Annotated in this window: 16 protein-coding genes and 1 pseudogene; 10 read left to right on the top strand and 7 right to left on the bottom strand. The window is 63.4% G+C overall.

What is annotated here, in order from left to right; all coding sequences use genetic code 11:
- Positions 1-46: 46 nt before the first annotated feature.
- The 3 genes from ACPEH8_RS04635 to rpoE all read right to left on the bottom strand — a co-directional run bounded on the left by ACPEH8_RS04635 (position 47) and on the right by rpoE (position 3,158).
- Positions 47-1,573 carry a DegQ family serine endoprotease gene (locus ACPEH8_RS04635; protein WP_136003121.1) on the bottom strand — a complete coding sequence of 509 codons (1,527 nt, stop codon included), beginning with the start codon at positions 1,571-1,573 and terminating at the stop codon, positions 47-49.
- A gap of 86 nt (positions 1,574-1,659) precedes the next feature.
- A complete protein-coding gene (locus tag ACPEH8_RS04630) occupies positions 1,660-2,529 on the bottom strand; it encodes a sigma-E factor negative regulatory protein (RefSeq protein WP_423666182.1) in 870 nt (289 codons plus the stop codon).
- A gap of 8 nt (positions 2,530-2,537) precedes the next feature.
- Positions 2,538-3,158, bottom strand: a complete 621-nt coding sequence (gene rpoE / locus ACPEH8_RS04625) for an RNA polymerase sigma factor RpoE (protein ID WP_423666180.1) — start codon at positions 3,156-3,158, stop codon at positions 2,538-2,540.
- 237 nt (positions 3,159-3,395) lie between these two features.
- On the opposite strand from rpoE, the gene ACPEH8_RS04620 reads away from it, so the two are divergent.
- From ACPEH8_RS04620 to ACPEH8_RS04595, 6 genes are all read left to right on the top strand, one after another.
- A complete protein-coding gene (locus tag ACPEH8_RS04620) occupies positions 3,396-5,459 on the top strand; it encodes a 3-hydroxyacyl-CoA dehydrogenase NAD-binding domain-containing protein (protein ID WP_153165227.1) in 2,064 nt (687 codons plus the stop codon).
- A 509-nt stretch (positions 5,460-5,968) separates the two neighbouring features.
- Positions 5,969-7,666 (top strand): hypothetical protein, encoded by a 1,698-nt coding sequence (locus tag ACPEH8_RS04615; RefSeq protein WP_423666178.1) that lies wholly within the window; start codon positions 5,969-5,971, stop codon positions 7,664-7,666.
- Positions 7,667-7,769: 103 nt separating this feature from the next.
- Positions 7,770-7,988 carry a hypothetical protein gene (locus ACPEH8_RS04610; RefSeq protein ID WP_423666176.1) on the top strand — a complete coding sequence of 73 codons (219 nt, stop codon included), beginning with the start codon at positions 7,770-7,772 and terminating at the stop codon, positions 7,986-7,988.
- 38 nt (positions 7,989-8,026) lie between these two features.
- Positions 8,027-8,890: a pirin family protein gene (locus tag ACPEH8_RS04605; protein WP_423666327.1), complete on the top strand. Its 864-nt coding sequence runs from the start codon at positions 8,027-8,029 to the stop codon at positions 8,888-8,890.
- A 101-nt stretch (positions 8,891-8,991) separates the two neighbouring features.
- Positions 8,992-9,714, top strand: coding sequence for an aquaporin Z (gene aqpZ, locus ACPEH8_RS04600; protein ID WP_287252721.1), 723 nt, complete (start codon positions 8,992-8,994; stop codon positions 9,712-9,714).
- Positions 9,715-9,964: 250 nt separating this feature from the next.
- Positions 9,965-10,426 (top strand): hypothetical protein, encoded by a 462-nt coding sequence (locus ACPEH8_RS04595; protein ID WP_166473317.1) that lies wholly within the window; start codon positions 9,965-9,967, stop codon positions 10,424-10,426.
- 59 nt (positions 10,427-10,485) lie between these two features.
- Here ACPEH8_RS04595 and ACPEH8_RS04590 read toward each other — a convergent pair whose 3' ends face one another.
- Complete coding sequence (locus ACPEH8_RS04590; protein ID WP_423666174.1) at positions 10,486-11,337, bottom strand: pirin family protein; 852 nt, start codon at positions 11,335-11,337, stop codon at positions 10,486-10,488.
- Between the two features lie 262 nt (positions 11,338-11,599).
- On the opposite strand from ACPEH8_RS04590, the gene ACPEH8_RS04585 reads away from it, so the two are divergent.
- Both ACPEH8_RS04585 and ACPEH8_RS04580 read left to right on the top strand, forming a co-directional pair.
- Complete coding sequence (locus tag ACPEH8_RS04585; protein ID WP_423666172.1) at positions 11,600-13,681, top strand: carbon starvation CstA family protein; 2,082 nt, start codon at positions 11,600-11,602, stop codon at positions 13,679-13,681.
- A complete protein-coding gene (locus ACPEH8_RS04580) occupies positions 13,681-13,905 on the top strand; it encodes a YbdD/YjiX family protein (RefSeq protein WP_136003113.1) in 225 nt (74 codons plus the stop codon). The genes ACPEH8_RS04585 and ACPEH8_RS04580 overlap by 1 nt, the downstream gene beginning before the upstream one ends.
- Before the next feature lie 92 nt (positions 13,906-13,997).
- Here the strand turns inward: ACPEH8_RS04580 and ACPEH8_RS04575 are convergent, their stop codons facing one another.
- The gene (locus tag ACPEH8_RS04575; RefSeq protein ID WP_423666170.1) at positions 13,998-14,603 is read right to left on the bottom strand and encodes a DUF416 family protein; all 606 of its coding nucleotides are present in this window, start codon (positions 14,601-14,603) and stop codon (positions 13,998-14,000) included.
- Positions 14,604-14,739: 136 nt separating this feature from the next.
- Here ACPEH8_RS04575 and ACPEH8_RS04570 point away from each other — a divergent pair, with 136 nt between their 5' ends.
- Positions 14,740-14,949: a YbdD/YjiX family protein gene (locus ACPEH8_RS04570; RefSeq protein WP_262072268.1), complete on the top strand. Its 210-nt coding sequence runs from the start codon at positions 14,740-14,742 to the stop codon at positions 14,947-14,949.
- 229 nt (positions 14,950-15,178) lie between these two features.
- On the opposite strand, the gene ACPEH8_RS04565 is transcribed toward ACPEH8_RS04570, so the two are convergent.
- The gene (locus tag ACPEH8_RS04565) at positions 15,179-15,784 is read right to left on the bottom strand and encodes a hypothetical protein (RefSeq protein ID WP_262072269.1); all 606 of its coding nucleotides are present in this window, start codon (positions 15,782-15,784) and stop codon (positions 15,179-15,181) included.
- The gene (locus tag ACPEH8_RS04560) at positions 15,784-16,398 is read right to left on the bottom strand and encodes a polymorphic toxin type 10 domain-containing protein (protein WP_423666168.1); all 615 of its coding nucleotides are present in this window, start codon (positions 16,396-16,398) and stop codon (positions 15,784-15,786) included. The genes ACPEH8_RS04565 and ACPEH8_RS04560 overlap by 1 nt, the downstream gene beginning before the upstream one ends.
- Before the next feature lie 64 nt (positions 16,399-16,462).
- Here ACPEH8_RS04560 and ACPEH8_RS04555 point away from each other — a divergent pair.
- A pseudogene (locus tag ACPEH8_RS04555) lies at positions 16,463-16,569 on the top strand (DUF1153 domain-containing protein); the annotation flags it as partial.

The following is a 16,569-nucleotide window of genomic DNA, read 5'->3' as shown; positions in this document are numbered from 1 at the left end:
GACCGGGCCCGCCGAAGCGGGCCCGGAAACGCAGCAGTGGCGGGGGTTACTGCCCCGTCTTGATCGCCACGAACGCGCTGTTGCCGGCGCCGGTGCGGACCAGCAGCATCACCACGTCACCCTTCTTGTAGCCCGACAGCTGGCGATCCAGTGCCGCCACGCTGCCGACCGGGGTACGCCCGACCTGCAGGATCACCATGCCCTGCGACAGCTGCGCGTCCCGCGCGGCCTGGCCGGTCACCCGGGTGATGCGCACGCCTTCACCGGACTCCAGGCCCAGCTGCTTGCGCTGGGCCGCGGTCAGGTCGATCACCTCCAGGCCCAGCAGGGCGTTGGCACCGGTCTGCGGCGTGGCCGCGTCGGCCGTCGCCGGACGGCTGCTGGCGCGCTCGGCGTCCTCGGCCAGTTCGGTCAGGGTGGCGGTGAGCTCGCGCTCCTTGCCATCGCGCACGACGCCCAGGCGCACCTTGCTGCCCGGCGGCAGCGCACCGATCGCCGGCGGCAGATCCGACCAGGCATTGACCATGCTGCCGTTGACGGAGCGGATGACGTCGCCGATTTCCACGCCGGCCTTGGCCGCCGCACTGCCGGGCACGATCTGGTTGACCAGCGCACCACGGCTGTCGGGCAGGCCCAGGCCCTGCGCCTTCAACCCGTCGATCGGCTCGACCACGGCCCCCAGCTGGCCACGGCTCACCCGGCCGGAGGTCTTGATCTGCTCGACAGCGCCCATCGCCAGGTCGATCGGGATCGCGAAGCTGATGCCCATGTAGCCGCCCGAGGCGGAGAAGATCTGCGAGTTGATGCCGACCACTTCACCGCGGGTGTTGAGCAGCGGGCCGCCCGAATTGCCCTGGTTGATCGCCACGTCGGTCTGGATGAACGGCACGTAGCGCTGGTCCGGACCGCCGGTGCTGCGGCCGACCGCGCTGACCACGCCGGCCGTGACCGAGTGGTCCAGGCCGAACGGCGAGCCGATCGCAACCACCCACTGACCCGGCTTGAGCGTATTGGAATCGCCCACCCGCACGGTCGGCAGGTTCCTGGCGTCGATCTTGAGCAGGGCCACATCGTACTGCTGGTCGCTGCCGATCACCTTGGCGGTGAACTCGCGGCGGTCGCCCAGCTTGACCTTCACTTCACTGGCATCGGCGACCACGTGGTAGTTGGTCAGCACATAGCCGTCGGCCGAGATGATGAAGCCCGAGCCCATGCCACGCCCGCGGGGGGCCTCGCCCTGCCCGCCCGGCTGGCCGGGCATCTGGAAGTCGGGACCGAAGAAGCGGCGGAAGAATTCGGGCATGTCCTCATCGCCGGGGCCCATCGCACGGGCCGCGCGGTTGTTGCGCACGATGGTGGTCTCGACGTTGACCACGCCGGGCCCGACCTGTTCGACCAGGTGGGTGAAGTCCGGCAGTCCGCTGACCAGCTGCGGGGCCGGCGCGCGCGGCGCCGCGGCCGGGGCCGCGGCGACCGGCGCGGTCGGGGACGGCGACTGGGCACATGCCCCGAGGGGAAGAGTCAGGGACAGGGCCAGCAGGGACAGAGCCTGCTTACGCATGCGAGGGGTCATCAGACGCGAGCCTCCGGGTCAGGAAGAAAGGGAGAGGGACGCTGCGGCCGTACGGCCGCAGCGCGAACATCGGGATGCCACGCGGCTCAGTCGCGATGGCTGCGGCTGGCCGGCACGGCCGGTTCGGCCTCCTGCAGGCGCGGCTCGAAGGGATAGAACGCGGCGCGTGGCTCCTGCGTGGAGAAGCTGGCATTGAGTGCACCGCCACCGGCCGGGGCCAGCGTGGAGCGTGGCCAGGGCTTGGCCTGCAGACTGCCGACGTCACCGAAGGGATAGGCGCGCGCGGCCGCAGCCGGCACTACCGGCAGGGGGCTGGCGGCGACAGCGCGCTGCGGCTCGGCACTGCGCTCAAGCGCACCGCGCGCGGCCTGCTGGGTACGGGTGGCGCTGTTGCGGCGCGCGGCCGCCACGTCCTGTCGGCGGCTGGCCGCCGCGACCGCAGCGGCGGGCGCGGCGGCCACGGCCAGGGCGGCATCGGCCGGGGCGACCGGGGCGGCGGGCGGCGCCGGCGGCAGCTCGGCCTGGCTGGCGATCACCGTGGTCGGCGCGGGCGGCGGGGTCTCGCCGGGCAGCTGCTCGCGGGTCATGAACATGGCCACCGCCGCCACCGACGCGGCCAGGGCAGCGCCGCCGCCCCACCGACGCCAGCCGCTGCGACGCACCGTGGCCGGCGCGGCAGCCGGCTGCGGCTGCGGTCGCGGCTCGGCAGCCACCGCCACGCGGATGCGCTCGGCGAACGCCTGCGGCGCCGGCGCGCAGGCCTGCCCACGCAGCACATCGCCCAGCAACTGCCAGCGTTCGTGACAGCCGGACAGCGCCTCGTCGTGTTCCAGCCGGCGCAGCATGAAGCGCGCCTCATCGGCCGACAGTTCGCCGTCGATCAGCGCCGACAGCTGCTGCCGGTTGTGGGCATCGAGTTTGTCCGGCGGGGTGCCGGCGTTTCCAGGGGTAGGCATCTTGGGGGTCATACGCGGTTCTTCTCGCGGGTGGCGCTGCCGATATCCAGCAGCGGCCGAAGTTCAGTGTCGATGGCTTCGCGGGCGCGGAAAATCCGCGACCGCACGGTGCCGATCGGGCACCCCATCTTCTGCGCGATTTCCTCGTAACTCATGCCATCCACCTCGCGCAGGGTGATGGCCGAACGCAGTTCCTCCGGCAATGCCGCCACCGCCTTCATCACCGTCTGTTCCAGCTCCTGGCGCATCAGTTCGCGCTCGGGCGTGTCGGTGTCGCGCAGGCGGGTGCCGCTGTCGTACTGCTCGGCGTCCCCGATGTCGATGTCATCGGTGGGCGGGCGGCGGTTGTGGGCGGCGAGATGGTTTTTGGCAGTGTTCACGGCGATCCGGTGCAACCAGGTATAGAACTGGGCGTCGCCACGGAAACTGCCGATCGCGCGATACGCGCGGACGAAAGTGTCCTGGGCCACGTCCTGACATTCACTCCAGTCGGCGATGTAGCGCCCGATCAGGGCGACGATCCGGTGCTGGTACTTGCGCACCAGGACATCGAACGCCGCACTTTCGCCGCGCTGCACGCGCCGGACCAGTTCCAGGTCCAGCTCCTGTGGTGTTTCAACCTCGGCCATTGGGGGCCGCACTCCTGTCAGCCCAACCGACGTCGGGCAATGAGACTGCCAATCCCGGGAAAAGTTCAGCGACCGATCAACGACGCCGCACCAGCTTTTAACCACCGTTCCGTTAAGGTTTCCGATCCAGGCAGTGAACCGGCGGTCGTTCTCCCCCCAGCTATAGGGATTTGACGGGGAGGAAACAACCTCTGGATCATAGCCCCCTTCTCCATACACAACCGGATGGAACGTCCCATGCTCTCAGGCTTCGATGGGCTCCGCTTCTCACATTGGCACCCGCAGATCCGTGACGATGGTGTCGTGGTGCTCAGCCTCGACCGCCAGGACAGCAGCGTCAACGCCATGTCGCAGGACGTGCTGCTGGAACTGGGCGACCTGATCGAGCGCATCGCCATCGACCCGCCCAAGGCGGTGGTGATCCAGTCGATCAAGGCGGCCGGCTTCATCGCCGGTGCGGACCTGAAGGAGTTCCAGGAGTTCGACCGGCGCGGTACCGTCAATGACGCGATCCGCCGCGGCCAGAGCACCTACCAGAAGCTGGCCGAGCTGCCCTGCCCGACCGTGGCGGCGATCCACGGCCACTGCCTGGGCGGCGGCACCGAGCTGGCGCTTGCCTGCCGCTACCGGGTGGCCTCCAACGACCCCTCCACCCGGATCGGCCTGCCGGAAACCCAGTTGGGCATCTTCCCGGGCTGGGGCGGCAGTGCACGCCTGCCGCAGCTGGTGGGCGCGCCGGCGGCGATGGACATGATGCTGACCGGCCGCAACCTGTCGGCGTCGGCTGCGCGCAACATCGGTCTGGTCGACAAGGTGGTGGCACCGGCCGTGCTGCTCGATACCGCCGTGGCGCTGGCGCTGACCGGCACGACCCGCCCGTTCAAGCAGCGCGCGACCGCCTGGGCGACCAACACCTGGCTGGCACGCAGGCTGCTGGCCCCGCAGATGGCCAAGCAGGTCGCGCGCAAGGCCCGCAAGGAGCACTACCCGGCGCCCTACGCGCTGATCAACACCTGGGCGCGCGCCGGCGGCAGCCCGATCCAGACCCGCCTGGACGCCGAGCGCCGTGCTGTGGTCAAACTGGCCAGCACCCCGACCGCGCGCAACCTGATCCGCATCTACTTCCTGACCGAGCGGCTGAAGGCGCTGGGCGGCAAGGACCACGGCATCACCCATGTGCACGTGGTCGGCGCAGGCGTGATGGGCGGCGACATCGCCGCGTGGTCGGCCTACAAGGGCTTCAACGTGACCCTGCAGGACCGCGAACAGCGTTTCATCGACCCGGCGATGGAACGCGCGCAGGCGCTGTTCGCCAGGAAGGTGAAGGACGAGAGCAAGCGCCCGGCCGTGGCCGCGCGGCTCAAGGCCGACCTGGCCGGCGACGGCGTGGCCGTGGCCGACCTGGTGATCGAAGCGATCATCGAAGATGCCGACGCCAAGCGCAGCCTGTACCAGACGCTCGAGCCGACGATGAAGGCCGACGCACTGCTGACCACCAACACATCCTCCATTCCGTTGGTGGAACTGCGCGACCACATCCAGCGCCCGGCCCAGTTCGCCGGCCTGCACTACTTCAACCCGGTGGCGCAGATGCCGCTGGTGGAGATCATCCACCACGACGGCATGGCCCCGGAAACCGAGCGCCGGCTGGCGTCGTTCTGCAAGGCGCTGGGCAAGTTCCCGGTGCCGGTGGCCGGCACGCCCGGCTTCCTGGTCAACCGCGTGCTGTTCCCGTACATGCTCGAAGCCGCCACCGCCTACGCCGAAGGCGTTCCCGGGCCGGTGCTGGACAAGGCGGCGGTGAAGTTCGGCATGCCGATGGGCCCGATCGAACTGCTCGACACCGTCGGTCTCGACGTGGCCGCCGGCGTGGGCAAGGAACTGGCACCGTTCCTGGGCCTGCAGATTCCCGCCGCCCTGCAGACCGTTGAACAGGGCAAGCGCGGCAAGAAGGATGGCCAGGGCCTGTACAAGTGGGAGAACGGCCGCGCGCAGAAGCCGGACGTGCCGGCGGGCTACGCAGTGCCTGCCGACCTTGAGGACCGCCTGATCCTGCCGCTGCTCAATGAAGCCGTGGCCTGCCTGCACGAAGGCGTGGTCGCCGACGCCGACCTGCTCGATGCGGGCGTGATCTTCGGCACCGGGTTCGCCCCGTTCCGCGGCGGCCCGATCCAGTACATCCGCGCCACCGGCGCCGATGTGCTGGTGGAACGCCTGAAGGCGCTGCAGCAGCGTTACGGCGACCGTTTCGCACCGCGCCCGGGCTGGGACGATGCGGTGCTGCGCGAGCCGGTGATTTAAGGTTTTTCGAACGCATGACACAACAACGCCACCGTAAGGTGGCGTTGTTGTTAGTGACTCCTCCTTTGGAGGGCGGGAAAGCACCCAATCGACGAGCGGCCACCAGACTAACGGCGCCGAGTTAACGAATTCTATGACCACTAAAACCCTACAACCGCCTTTGACCACGCACCAATAAGCGTCCACCCGGCGCCACACCAAAGAAGAACATGATGATTGATCTTGGTCAAAACTGATCAGGCAGAAGTAGATCAATCCAAAAGCGAACGACTAGGACGATTAGGAAGATCAAAGCTAGCCCCCTCCATCCAGTTGCACCTCCATTTTGCCCATGAAACCTCGCATCGCAAGGACGTCCCTGTCGACTTTTCTAAAAACAGAAGCGCCAGTCGCATTGAGTAGGCAAAAGTCGCCTCCATGTGTAACATCTAGATAGCGGAAAATCGCAAAGACGAGCAAACAGGTAGGCAAAAACCGCCTTACCCGCCAACCAAGGAGTACGACCTGACATGGCTGTTTTACGCGAAAAACGGATACGAGCTTGCGCAAAGAACCTGGCAAACAATATCCGCGCCGAGAACATTAGCTACTCAAGCTATCTCGACCTTTACTCGGGCGTAGAAAATGTAGAGAACATCGACAATATTAATAACACAGTTATTTACGGGCGCAGGGGATCCGGAAAAACCCACCTCCTTAGAGCGTTGAAAGAGCGCATATTGGAGCGCATTGACAACGACAGAAATCTGCCTGTCTACATTGATCTTAGAAGAATAATTCCAGTCCTCTCGTCGGACTCACAGGATCCTGATGTCGATTCGATATTGATATTCAAACATGTAGTTCAAGACGTGGCTTATGAGTGCGCCAGCGCCATCCCGAGACTGTTTGATATCAATGAATTTGACGAGAAGAACACTCAGATTCTGAACTCAAAAAGAGTTAAGGTCGAAGAGGGAATCAAAAAGATATACCTCGAGTTTGATGGGCGGGAGTATACGAAACCCCGCAAACTTCGAGTGTCAGTTGGAGAAGTTCAAAGCCTAGGTCTAGAGGCGAAACTCGGACGATCGCCCTCGCTTTCCGCGACCGGAAAGGGAGAGAAATCTCGGCAGCAAGATGTCTCTCAAGACAAGTACATCTCGGTGCTGGAAGTATCAAATGAAATCGATCGCCTGATAGACAATCTAGACCTAAACCGAATCACAATCCTGCTTGACGAATGGTCTGAGATAGCACTGCCAACACAGCTCATGCTTGCTGAGCTAATCAAAAAGAACTTTTCAGCGATCTCGGTATCCGTAAAGATCGCCGCCATTCCAAATCGAACCAACCTTGGCATAAAAACCGAGAAGAAATTTGTTGGCCTTGAAGATGGAGGCGATATTTCAAGCTACCCCCTGGACATGCGCTACGTGTTTGAGGTCAACAGAGCCCAGACTCGCGATTTTTTCAATGACCTACTTCTTCGACACCTTCGCGCAATTGACGAAAATGCCGTAAAAGATATTCTTGCGGACTCAAAAAAATCCGACGCAAGCCTCATCAATATATTCTTTGCAAATGTCGCACTGAATGAGATACTAATTGCGTGCGCGGGCGTCCCCCGCGACTTCATGAATCTATTCCTCAACTCATACGACAAATTCCTTCTTTCCGGATCTTCATCAAGCCGAATTTCAGTTAAGGATTTGCGATCAGCCAACCTTGAGTGGTATGAGTCAGATAAGAAGGAACAGGTCGACAAACATCCAGTAGAGCGCCAACTACTGGAAGCGATCGTCCATGAAATCGTTGGAGTCAAGAAGTCCATGCACTTCCTGCTTCCCGAGAAGTACGCACAAAATAAGCACATACAAAATTTGATCGACTTTAGAGTAATGCATTTAAGGAGAAGCGGCTATTCTCACAAAGATCATGCAGGCGTTGTTTACAACGTCTACTCAATTGATTATGGATGCCACAATTCCTTAAACATACAAAAAAGCAAACTTGACTCCTCAGTCCTTGAGGGACTAAGTGTAAAGGACCTCAGAGATATAAGGCGAATATCTCTTGAGGACAAATTCTTCTCTCAATTTCTACTCAGTGTTGGCGAGGCATTCCCATGCCCTTCCTGTAACAGGCCAATTGACACCAACCATTTAGCTTACGTCAAGCAAGGACTATGCAACCACTGCTTTGATAAAGTCGAGAAAGCAGCCTAATCCAGTTGACACAACGAGAGCAATAACCCCCGCCACACACTATCGCCAAAAGCGCTGAAGGGACAGGTACGGCGCACAAAAACGTGTGGTTGGCAGCGTCAGCATGGGTGAACGCAGTTTGCGCGCCACTGCTTCGCAGGGCCCATACATCCGCCAGCCGGATGTATGGGCAAGCCCAAAGCCGCTGCGTTTTTATTTACCAGAAACGCTGGTTTCGGCCAAAATTGCTCCCCCAGCCTCATATTTCAACCAAAAAATCTGGATCCCTTCGTTGGAACATGCTGTTACCTACATAGAGCGCAAAGTCGTTAGCGTCATGTGACATTCTTGCTTTTCACTTCCGCCAGCGAGATCGCCCGCATGACCACCATCATCGCCCCCCGCGTGCACGACATTGGCGGCCTGCAGGTACGCCGCGCCGTGCCCAGCATCCAGGCGCGCAGCGTCGGCCCGTTCGTCTTCGTCGACCAGATGGGGCCGGCCGTCATGGGCGCCGGTACCGGCATCGATGTGCGCCCGCATCCGCATATCGGCCTGGCCACAGTCACCTTTCTGTGGTCCGGCGCCATCGGCCACCGCGACACGCTCGGCTCGGACCAGGTGATCCGTCCCGGCGACGTCAACTGGATGACCGCCGGCCGCGGCATCGCCCACTCCGAGCGCACCCCGCCGGTGGAGCGCGAACACGACCATCCGCTGCACGGCATGCAGACCTGGATCGCGCTGCCCAGGAGCGCCGAAGAAACGGACCCGGCCTTCCATCACCATGCCGCCGCCACCCTGCCCCAGCAGCGCCGCAACGGTGCCTGGCTGCGCGTGATCGCCGGGCGTGCGTACGGCGAGGAGTCGCCGGTGAAGGTGTTCAGCGACACCCTCAACGTGGCCATCGACCTGGACCCGGACGGCGAGATCGATCTGGATACCGGCCACGTGGAGCGCTCGCTGTACATCCTCGAAGGCGAGGCGCAGCTGGACGGCGTGGACGTGCCGGCCCAGCACCTGATCCTGCCCGAACCGGGCGCACGCGGCCGCCTGCGCGCCAAGACCCCGGTCAAGGCGATGCTGATGGGCGGCGAACCGCTGGATGGCCCGCGCCACCTGTGGTGGAACTTCGTCTCCAGTTCCAAGGAGCGCCTGGAGCAGGCCAAGCACGACTGGGAAGCCGGCGCCTTCGGCACCATTCCCGGCGACGACAAAGAGTTCATTCCCCTGCCGCAGGCCTGACCCTGCCGTTCGTCGGCACGTTGACGCCACACTCACACCGATGAACATCGATTCAGCTACGGTCTGCCTGCCCATCCCGGGCAGACCGCGTGGAGACATCGATGAGCATGGGCAAGCGACTTGCGGCCGAGTTCCTCGGCACGTTCTGGCTGGTGCTGGGTGGTTGTGGAAGTGCGGTACTGGCGGCCACGTTCGGCGGTGACGGCAATCCCCTCGGCATCGGGTTTCTCGGCGTGGCGCTGGCCTTCGGCCTGACCGTGCTGACCGGGGCCTATGCGTTCGGCCATGTGTCCGGCGCGCACTTCAACCCGGCCGTCAGCATCGGCCTCTGGGCCGGCGGCCGCTTTCCGGCGCGCGACCTGGTGCCTTACATCGTCGCCCAGGTGCTCGGTGGCCTGCTGGCGGGCGTCATTCTGCTGCAGATCGCCTCGGGCGCACCCGGCTTCGCCATCGATGGCAGCCAGGCCGGTGCATTCGCCAGCAACGGGTACGGTGCACTGTCGCCTGGCGGGTACAGCGTGGCGGCCGCCTTCCTGTGCGAGGTGGTGCTGACGGCGGTGTTCCTGATCGTGATCATGGGGTCCACGCATGGCCGGGCACCGGCCGGGTTCGCCCCGATCGCGATCGGCCTGGCGTTGACGCTGATCCACCTGATCAGCATTCCGGTCACCAATACCTCGGTGAACCCGGCGCGATCCACGGCCGTGGCCTTCTTCGCCGGCAGTGGCGCGGTCGGGCAGCTGTGGCTGTTCTGGCTGGCCCCGGTGCTGGGCGGCCTGATCGGCGGCGTGGCCTACAAATGGATCGGCGCGGAGCCGCGCTGAGCGGGGCGACGGGCAGGCCGCCACGGCCTGCCCGATAGGGCACGCCGCACTGCGGATTCACATTCATTTGAAACTGATATTTGTAGATCGAATCACATTCCGCTACCGTCCGAATCACCAGTCCGTCACCTGACGGCTGGCGCCTCCGGGACGCGCATGGGGATATGCGCAGCCATCGGCCTGGGTTTCCGCGGCCACCGGATCGCGCCTGCCTGACGCGGACCCGGCCATTCCGACCCTGGGGGAAAGCATGAACGTCCTGCGCGCCGCTGTATGCCTGAGCCTGTTGTCGTCCGCCGCCGTGGCATGGGCGCAATCGCCGTCCGAGTGTCCTTCGCTGCCTGCCGGCAGCGGCCTGCAATGGCATCAGCAGGCACAGTCCGACTTCATGCTGTGCAAGGCCAGCACCGCCGATGGACGCGAGGTGCTGAGCCTGATTCTCAGTGCGCGCGATCCCGCGCTCACCCTGACCCGTACGCTGCGCCAGGAAAAAGGCGGTTTCGCCGGCGAGTCGATGTACTGGTACCAGCCGGACCTGGGCGGCCAGAAACCGCCGGGCTACGACACCCGCCGCGTGGCGGTGGTGAAGTTCGACAAGAACCGCTATGCGCAGATCGCGCTGTATGCCGACAACGCGCAGGAACTGGGCACGCTGCAGTCGCTCACCCAAGGCATGAACCTGACGCCGACGGCGGTTGCCGCGGGGCGCTGACGGTGCAGCAGCCGCCGAGCCAGGCTCGGCGTCACCGTCCGCTTCCGGGTGTCAGGAGCTCAGAAACGGCCTTCCTGGAAGTCCACAAAGGCCTGCATCAGCTCCTGGCGGGTGTTCATCACGAACGGCCCGTGGCGCATCACCGGCTCACGCAGCGGCCGGCCCGCCACCAGGATCAGCCGCGCGCCGTCGGCACCGGCCTGGAGGTCCAGGCGCTCGCCGCCGCCGAGCACCGCCAGCTCCTGGCGTGCCACCGGCCGCGCATCCTCGCCCTGCCCGACCGTCAGCCCGCCTTCGAAGACGTACGCGAAGGCGCTGTGCCCATCCGGCAGATCGTACGACCAACCGGCATCGGCGCCGAGGGTGATGTCCAGGTACACCGGATCGGTCGCCGGCTGGACGATCGGCCCGGTCACGTCGCCGACCTGCCCGGCGATCACCTTCACCTGCACGCCGTCGGCCGGCTGCGCCACCGGAATGCGCTCGGGCGCGAACTCCTGGTACTTCGGGTCGGTCATCTTGTCGCGCGCCGGCAGGTTCACCCACAGCTGGAAGCCGCGCATCTGGCCGGATTCCTGTTCGGGCATTTCCGAATGCACCAAGCCGCGCCCGGCGGTCATCCATTGCACGCTGCCGGGAGTCAGCAGCCCCTCGTTGCCGTGGTTGTCCTTGTGCCGCATGCGTCCATCGAGCATATAGGTCACGGTCTCGAAGCCACGGTGCGGGTGGCTCGGGAAGCCGGCGATGTAGTCCTCGGCGCGATCGGTGCCGAATTCATCCAGCAGCAGGAACGGATCCAGGTCGGGCAGCGACGGCCCGCCGATCACGCGCGTCAGGCGCACGCCGGCGCCATCGGAGGTGGCCATGCCACGGATGGTGCGCAGCACGCGCACGGGGTTGGGGCTGCTCATGTCGACTCCGACGGGTGGGGACGGGATACAACATGGGCGCCGCGCCCGCTGCCGCCAACCGCCACGCCCGCAACCGATTGTTCCAGTGGTGGCGTGCGCCCACCGTGCAGGCCGCGCGCATGACCGCTGCCGCTGTCCGCATCCCCACGCCGCCCGCGTTGCGACCTACGACCAAAGTACTAGCGGCACGCCCCCGTCTTCGCATTGACCCTGTCGGTGCCAAGGCGGACTCTTACGATGTTCTCCAGGGAGACGCACACTCATGAAAGGTTTTTCCAAGCTGGGCTGGGCGGCGCTCGCGCTGCTCGGCGCATTCTGTCTTGGCACCGTCGCGCTGCGCCGGGGCGAACACATCAATGCCTTGTGGATCGTGGTCGCCGCGGTCTCCATCTATCTCATCGCGTACCGCTTCTACAGCCTGTTCATCGCCGACAAGGTGATGCAGCTCGACCCGACCCGGGCGACACCGGCGGTGATCAACAACGATGGCCTGGACTACGTCCCGACCAACAAGCACGTGCTGTTCGGCCACCACTTCGCCGCCATCGCCGGCGCCGGCCCCCTGGTCGGCCCGGTGCTGGCCGCGCAGATGGGCTACCTGCCCGGCCTGCTGTGGCTGGTGGTCGGCGTGGTCCTGGCCGGCGCGGTGCAGGATTTCATGATCCTGTTCCTGTCCAGCCGCCGCAACGGCCGTTCGCTGGGTGACCTGGTGCGTGAGGAAATGGGCCAGGTGCCCGGCACCATCGCCCTGTTCGGCGCGTTCCTGATCATGATCATCATCCTGGCCGTGCTGGCGATGGTGGTGGTCAAGGCGCTGGCGGAAAGCCCCTGGGGCATGTTCACGGTAATCGCCACGATGCCCATCGCGATCCTGATGGGCATCTACATGCGCTACATCCGCCCGGGCAAGATCGGCGAGATTTCCATCGTCGGCCTGATCCTGCTGCTGCTGGCCATCTGGTACGGCGGCAAGGTCGCGGCCGATCCGGTGTGGGGCCCGGCCTTCACCTTCACCGGCATCCAGATCACCTGGATGCTGATCGGCTACGGCTTCGTCGCCTCGGTGCTGCCGGTGTGGCTGCTGCTGGCCCCGCGCGACTATCTGTCCACCTTCCTCAAGATCGGCACCATCGTGGCGCTGGCGATCGGCATCCTGATCGTCATGCCCGAACTGAAGATGCCGGCGCTGACCCAGTTCGCGGCCAGCGGCGACGGTCCGGTGTGGAAGGGCGGCATGTTCCCGTTCCTGTTCATCACCATCGCCTGCGGCGCGGTCTCCGGCTTCCATGCCCTGATCGCCTCGGGCACCACGCCCAAGCTGCTGGCCAATGAACGCCACATGCGCTACATCGGCTACGGCGGCATGCTGATGGAATCGTTCGTGGCGGTGATGGCGCTCGTGGCGGCCTCGATCATCGATCCGGGCATCTACTTCGCGATGAACAGCCCGGCCGCGGTGATCGGTGCCGATGCGGTATCGGCCGCGCACTACATCACCAACACGTGGGGCTTCACGATCACGCCGGAGCAGCTGCAGGCCACTGCGGCGGCCATCGGCGAACCGACCATCCTGCACCGCGCCGGTGGCGCGCCAACGCTGGCCGTGGGCATCGCGCAGATCCTGCATGAAGCCATCCCCAGCGGCAGCAACGCGATGATGGCGTTCTGGTACCACTTCGCGATCCTGTTCGAGGCGCTGTTCATCCTCACCGCAGTGGATGCCGGTACGCGTGCGGGCCGCTTCATGCTGCAGGACCTGCTGGGCAACTTCATCCCCGCACTGAAGAAGACCGAGTCCTGGACGGCCAACATCATCGCCACGGGCGGCTGTGTGGCGTTGTGGGGCTACCTGCTCTACACCGGCGTGGTCGATCCGTTCGGCGGCATCCAGACGCTGTGGCCGCTGTTCGGCATCTCCAACCAGATGCTGGCGGGGATCGCGTTGATGCTGGGCACAGTGGTGCTGTTCAAGATGAAGCGCGACCGCTTCGCCTGGGTCACGGCCGTGCCGGCGGTATGGCTGCTGATCTGCACCACCTACGCCGGGCTCATCAAGATCTTCGACAGCAACCCGGCGCAGGGCTTCCTCGCCCAGGCGCACAAGTTCCAGGATGCGATCGCCACCGGCACCATCACCGCACCGGCCAAGACCATCGGGCAGATGAACCAGATCGTGGTCAACGCCTACGTCAATACCGGCCTGACCGTGCTGTTCCTGTTCGTGGTGTTCTCGATCCTGGTCTACGCGATCAAGACGATCGTGCAGGCGCGCCGTTCGCCGGTGCGTACCGACAAGGAAACCCCGTACGTGGCGCTGCAGCCGCACCAGATGGCGGACCTGTGATGAGTACCGAACTGGTTCCCGTCGGCCAGTACCAGGCGCACCGCCGGCTGTGGCGGCGCCTGGTGCAGACCGCACGGCTGTGCTGCGGCATTCCCGACTACGACAACTACGTGCGGCACGTGCTGGAGAATCATCCGGACCGTGAACCGATGGACTACAAGACCTTCTTCCGCGAGCGGCAGGAAGCCCGCTACGGCGGGAGGAACGGCGGTCGCTGCTGCTGAAGGCATCCGAACGGCTGACCTGTCAGCCACAGCAAGCCGCAGAACTGACAAGGCCCGCAAATGCGGGCCTTGTCATATACGTTCACCTCTCTTCACACGACGAGAGGTGACAAACTTCCTTGCTCGATCTTCGACCATCTGGCGCGCAAATCAATTCCGGCCTTGCCTCGCTCTTCATGCGTATCTTTCAGCGTTGCAAGGCTTTCTCGCTGGGTTCGCAACTCGGATTGCATGAGAGTGTGTTCAATGATCCTGCGCTCCAGGTCCGGAGCATTTGGATCAAGCTCCTCTACCTCTTGAACGAATAGATCAATCGTATCCCTGGCGTAAGTAGCCACTTCGATCAGGCTCTTTGCCGCCGCATCTACAAGTGCCTCAAGTGTCGCCGCTGTTGCTGTAGCCGCATCCAATGCAGCCGATGTGTAGATGGACGAGAACTCCGCAGTATCCGGCGCCTGTTGCTCGCAGGCGGACGCTAGCGCGGCCAAGTCCAACGGCAAATTATTTGGTGCGACCCACTCCCACACAGCATCAAGAGCCTTTCTCATCGGAGCCAGATCGCCATAGCCACTATCGACTTGGAAGCTTCGATAATTTGGCAACATGCGCTCACAGCAATACGCCATGAATGCCACTCTCTTCCAGTCCGGCATCCCTTCCGTCGCCAGCAACAGTCTTGCCTCGTCGAAACTTTCCATTGATCCCTACCTGTCCCTGATCGGTATATCAATTTTTTTTAGCTTCCTGGCAATTTGTACACGCAGGACGGCTCGGAGAAACACTTGTAGGCGTAAGCCCTTGTGCCTATGCTCCATTCACTGCATTGACTTCGGCATGTGTGCCTCGAACACCCTTAGCCGCCACTTCGCTCTCTTGCGCCTGGTGCAGACCGCGCGGCTGTGCTGCGGCATTCCCGACTACGACAACTACGTGCGGCACGTGCTGGAGAATCACCCGGACCGCGAACCGATGGACTACAAGACCTTCTTCCGCGAGCGGCAGGAGGCCCGCTACGGCGGGAGGAACGGCGGTCGCTGCTGCTGAAGGCATCGAACGGCTGACCCGTCCGCCACAGGCTGATACCTGTGGCGGACGATACACCCGACTTCAGGCGGCCATAGACGCCCGATGCACTGCATCGGGCGTCTGCATCTTCAAGGGACAGTTGCTCTCTTACCCGCAGGGCACATTCCCGGCGCTTCACTCCACTGCACCTCAAGTTGCACTCTGTCGGACACGCAGGCGTGCGGCGCTTGCCTAACGGACTTGGCTGTCATTGACCGTTCAAAATCCTCGAGAACGGAACGGCGAAGCGTTCAAAGTAATCTCGATGATCCAGCAGGAACTCTTCAACGAACAGCCTCGCCTCTTCCTTACGGCCCATCAGATACAGGCAACATGCCACCCGTTCCGGATAAGCACCGAGCATCGGTACACGCGCTTGCAATAAGGGAAGCAGCCGCTCATAGGTGCCGATCGACAACGCATACGACAAGCCGACATCAGAATACAAACGCGCCAACCGAGTGGCTTGCGCGGCAACATCCACTTTCCGCGTAAAACGGAAGGCCTGCTCATGGGGCGCCAGCTCTCCCATGTGAACGGCATAGGTGGATATATTTCGGCTGTATTTACGCCCCTTTAGGGAGGTATAAAGCTTCATGATCGGCGCTACATGGACGCCGACGAAAGGATTGATATCGAGATACTCTCTTTCCAAGCTAGTATTGAGCCCAACCCAACAATGGAAGCCATTCTCCATCGGCCAGTCCACCTCCTGCTTCCGATAGCGCGTAAATCCTTCCACCTCAAGCGCCTCATAGCACTTGAGCAGAACAGCCTCCTTGAAGGCCGCATCGCAATGTTCAATAGCACTCATCAGCATCGCTTCACGTCATAGCACGTCATCTGCGTCGCTTCTCCTGGCTCAAGCCCCGCTTTTCCCGCGTTGGCCCCTCTAGGGGTCACTGGACGCCCTGCATCAATGTCCGCCTTGACCGCTTTTTGACCGGGGCTCAATTGAGCATTGCCGCTTTTTACCTCCACAACACGCCTATCCGTCGTCACGATGTCCGCCACGCTTCGTTGACCGGTAGATGCTTCCAGTGTAACTCGCGCGCCTGCCACCTTCTCGCCAAGTTCCTGGGCTACGGCCTTTTCAGCCCGGGCGCCTTGGGCCACGTTCTCGGCCAACCTAACGGCCTTGATCGTTGCCCCAGCGCCTCCTGGCACGAATGGGACTGCAGCCGCCAGAGAATCGACGACCACGCCAATCGAATCAACGACACCGGCACCAATTTTGCCTTCGCTAAAGTTTGAATAGGCGCTAGTTGCCCCCAAGGTGATGTTCGCAACATCCCACACGGTTTCGACGATCCGACCGTCCGGATCTCTGAATTTATACGGATTTCCGTTCGCATACCGATACCGATTGAACTGCCCGACCGGCTGCTCATACGCCGTCACCGGATCAACGCTCAGGAAGATCCCCAATTGCGGATCTGTAATGACCCACTGATTTCCTGCTCAGGTGTTACTTTCCCCGAAAGAGACACCGATGAGCGAAGTGATGGAAGAAGAGATCAAGCGTTGGACGGCCCGTCGCAAGTCGGCACTGGTCCTTGAGATCATCCAGGGCAAGACCACCGTGGCTGCGGCCAGCCG

The organism is Stenotrophomonas sp. NPDC077461 (genome assembly GCF_049545475.1).
Classification (GTDB): Bacteria; Pseudomonadota; Gammaproteobacteria; order Xanthomonadales; family Xanthomonadaceae; genus Stenotrophomonas; species Stenotrophomonas nematodicola.
This window is presented reverse-complemented; position numbering and strand designations above follow the sequence as displayed.

Bases quoted from the DNA above. Each gene is read 5' to 3' on its own strand.
- ACPEH8_RS04635 (WP_136003121.1), bottom strand. From the start codon at position 1,573: ATGACCCCTCGCATGCGTAAGCAGGCTCTGTCCCTGCTGGCCCTGTCC.
- ACPEH8_RS04630 (WP_423666182.1), bottom strand. From the start codon at position 2,529: ATGCCTACCCCTGGAAACGCCGGCACCCCGCCGGACAAACTCGATGCC.
- rpoE (WP_423666180.1), bottom strand. From the start codon at position 3,158: ATGGCCGAGGTTGAAACACCACAGGAGCTGGACCTGGAACTGGTCCGG.
- ACPEH8_RS04620 (WP_153165227.1), top strand. From the start codon at position 3,396: ATGCTCTCAGGCTTCGATGGGCTCCGCTTCTCACATTGGCACCCGCAG.
- ACPEH8_RS04615 (WP_423666178.1), top strand. From the start codon at position 5,969: ATGGCTGTTTTACGCGAAAAACGGATACGAGCTTGCGCAAAGAACCTG.
- ACPEH8_RS04610 (WP_423666176.1), top strand. From the start codon at position 7,770: ATGGGTGAACGCAGTTTGCGCGCCACTGCTTCGCAGGGCCCATACATC.
- ACPEH8_RS04605 (WP_423666327.1), top strand. From the start codon at position 8,027: ATGACCACCATCATCGCCCCCCGCGTGCACGACATTGGCGGCCTGCAG.
- aqpZ (WP_287252721.1), top strand. From the start codon at position 8,992: ATGAGCATGGGCAAGCGACTTGCGGCCGAGTTCCTCGGCACGTTCTGG.
- ACPEH8_RS04595 (WP_166473317.1), top strand. From the start codon at position 9,965: ATGAACGTCCTGCGCGCCGCTGTATGCCTGAGCCTGTTGTCGTCCGCC.
- ACPEH8_RS04590 (WP_423666174.1), bottom strand. From the start codon at position 11,337: ATGAGCAGCCCCAACCCCGTGCGCGTGCTGCGCACCATCCGTGGCATG.
- ACPEH8_RS04585 (WP_423666172.1), top strand. From the start codon at position 11,600: ATGAAAGGTTTTTCCAAGCTGGGCTGGGCGGCGCTCGCGCTGCTCGGC.
- ACPEH8_RS04580 (WP_136003113.1), top strand. From the start codon at position 13,681: ATGAGTACCGAACTGGTTCCCGTCGGCCAGTACCAGGCGCACCGCCGG.
- ACPEH8_RS04575 (WP_423666170.1), bottom strand. From the start codon at position 14,603: ATGGAAAGTTTCGACGAGGCAAGACTGTTGCTGGCGACGGAAGGGATG.
- ACPEH8_RS04570 (WP_262072268.1), top strand. From the start codon at position 14,740: ATGTGTGCCTCGAACACCCTTAGCCGCCACTTCGCTCTCTTGCGCCTG.
- ACPEH8_RS04565 (WP_262072269.1), bottom strand. From the start codon at position 15,784: ATGAGTGCTATTGAACATTGCGATGCGGCCTTCAAGGAGGCTGTTCTG.